The 2422-nt window shown below is 68.4% G+C and carries 3 protein-coding genes; 2 read left to right on the forward strand and 1 reads right to left on the reverse strand.

All coding sequences use genetic code 11. The annotated features are described in order from the left end of the window. Window positions 1–80: 80 nt before the first annotated feature. On the reverse strand, window positions 81–842 hold the full coding sequence (locus WEA77_RS11430; protein WP_368068013.1) for a hypothetical protein: 762 nt from the start codon (window positions 840–842) through the stop codon (window positions 81–83). 94 nt (window positions 843–936) lie between these two features. Between WEA77_RS11430 and WEA77_RS11435 the strand changes: the two genes are divergently transcribed. Further along, the gene (locus WEA77_RS11435) at window positions 937–1755 is read left to right on the forward strand and encodes a TrmH family RNA methyltransferase (protein WP_368068014.1); all 819 of its coding nucleotides are present in this window, start codon (window positions 937–939) and stop codon (window positions 1753–1755) included. Beyond that, a partial coding sequence (locus tag WEA77_RS11440; RefSeq protein WP_368068016.1) for a class I SAM-dependent methyltransferase occupies window positions 1755–2422 on the forward strand: 668 nt, incomplete at its 3' end. The genes WEA77_RS11435 and WEA77_RS11440, both read left to right, overlap by 1 nt.

Genomic DNA, 2422 nt, shown 5'->3' on the forward strand with positions numbered 1-2422 from the left:
CATCCAGTTGGCCGCCGCCGTCTCAGCCACGTCCATCTCGTCGCGGACTTCGCCGCCAAAGCCGCGCCTGGCGAGCGCGGTCAGTGCCCGGCGATCTGCTTCGCCCGGGACGGCGCCCGCGATAACAAGTTCGTCCGCCTCGCGCGTCGCCCACCAGAGCGGCGCGCCCTGCACCAGCGCCACGGCGCGAAACGGCGCTGCCATCGCCAGCGTTGCCGATGCAGCTGCGCCCGGCGCGCCTCGTCGGCCATATCGCCGCGCAGCGTCAGCACATGGTCTGACAGCACGGCGCTGCCGGTATCGAGCTCAGCCAGCTGCAGCACGGCAAACCGCGCAATGCCCTGCCAGTTTCCTGCCGGCGCCCCGGCCGCGACCACCATCTCGTTCACAGCTGGCCCGTTGGAAACAGCGTCCGCTTCCAGCATCAGGGCCGCGCGCACCGCCTTGGATGGCACATGACCGGACAGCGTCAGCTGCCCGTTCGCCGTCTTCCCGGCGCGCCAGACATAGGGCCGGACCGGATCTGCCGTATGGACCCGCGTTTCAACCTGCGAGACCCCGCCGAACAGGAGGCCGCCCGGACCACTGCTGCGCAGCACGATGCCGGCCGCCTCTTCGGCGACATCGGCCGACGGCGCCGGCCCGGTCAGGATCGCGGTTTGCCCATCCATTTCGATGCTGGCCCAGTCCAGCCCGGCAAGCTGCAGGGCCTGATGCGCCCGTGCCTCGAGCTGCGCTTCGAGCCTTGCGGCACTATGGGGGGATTGGTTCACGCCCCACCACGCGATAAAGGGCAGCGCAAGAAGCGAAATGAGACCTGTCAGGTAGTCAAGCAGGCGCACGACGTCGCTGACCTCCTGTTATCATTGTCCCTTCTCTCAGGGATGCCCTATCCGTTAACGAACCGCAAGACTGACCCAACAGGCTCCCCGACCCATGCAACGCCCGCCCGGTACCCTGACCAGCCCGTCAAACCCGCTGATCAAATCGCTCAAGAGCCTTGAACGCAAGAAGGAGCGCGCGGAAACCGGCCTGTTCCTCGCCGAGGGCGCCCGCATCGTCGGCGAGGGCCTTGCGCGCGGCTGGCAGGCCGAGACTGTCGTGGTTGCGGCAGACATGGCGGACCGGCCGCAGATCGCCGCCCTCGCCCGGGACGCGGAGAAGACCGGCGCCCGGGTCGTGCTTGCGCCCGAACGGCTGATGAGCAAGATCACCCAGAAGGACAATGCCCAGAGCGTAGTCGCCGCCTTCCGCCAGCGCCGCCTCGCGCCCGAGGCCCTGCCCGCGCCGAAATCCGCCGCACCCCTCTATGTGGCGCTCTACGAAGTGCGCGATCCCGGCAATCTCGGCACCATCCTGCGCACCGCCGACTGCGCCGGCGCCAGCGGCGTCATTCTTATCGGCACCTGCTGCGACCCCTATAGCTTCGAAGCTGTCCGCGCCTCCATGGGCTCGCTCTTCGACATGCCCTTCGCCAGTGCCAGCTTCGCCGCCTTTGACACCTGGCGCCGCCAGCAGGGCCTCAGCCTTACGGCCGCCAGCGTCAACGCGACTGCCCGCCACGATGCGGCCCCCTTCACGAAGCCCTCGGTCATCCTGATGGGCAACGAACAGGCCGGCCTCCCGGCCGAAGTCGAAGCCGTCTGCGATACGCTCTCCCTGATCCCGATGCGCGGCGGCGCCGACAGCCTCAACCTCGCGCAGGCCACCGCCATCATGATCTACGAAGCCTGGCGTCAGCGGGGATATGCCTGATGCAGACCGAGACCCGTCTCCTCGTCGCCGATGACTGGGACGACTATGCCCTCCTCGACAGCGGACACCTGCAGAAGCTCGAACGCTTCGGCGGCCAGACCGTCATCCGCCCGGACCCGCAGGCGTTCTGGAATCCGGCGCGCCCGGTGCAAAGCTGGAAGGCGGACGCCCGCTTTGCCGCCAGGGGTCCGGACGAAGACGGCGCCGGCCAGTGGGAAATCCTCTCGCCCCGCGCCGTGGACGCCTGGCCGATGCGCTGGAACGGCCTCACCTTCACCGCCCGCCGCACCGCCTTCCGCCACATGGGCGTCTTCCAGGAACACTCCGTCCACTGGCGCTTCGCACAAGAGCAGATCCGCGCTGCCGGCCGCCCGGTGAAAGTGCTGAACCTGTTCGGCTATACCGGCATGATGTCGCTCGCCTGCGCCGCGGCCGGCGCCGAAGTCGTCCACCTCGATGCGAGCCCGAAATCCAACGGTTACGGCAAGGACAACCAGACCCTCTCCGGCCTCGATGGACAGACCATCCGCTGGATTGCCGATGACGCCATGAAGTTCGTTGCCCGCGAGCAGCGCCGCGCCAGCAGGTATGACGCCGTCGTGCTCGATCCGCCGAAATTCGGGCGCGGCACCACGGGCGAGACCTGGCGCTTCGAGGAAGACCTGCC

Origin of the sequence: Hyphomonas sp., from assembly GCF_040882205.1 — a bacterium.
In the GTDB taxonomy this organism is placed as follows: Bacteria; Pseudomonadota; Alphaproteobacteria; order Caulobacterales; family Hyphomonadaceae; genus Hyphomonas.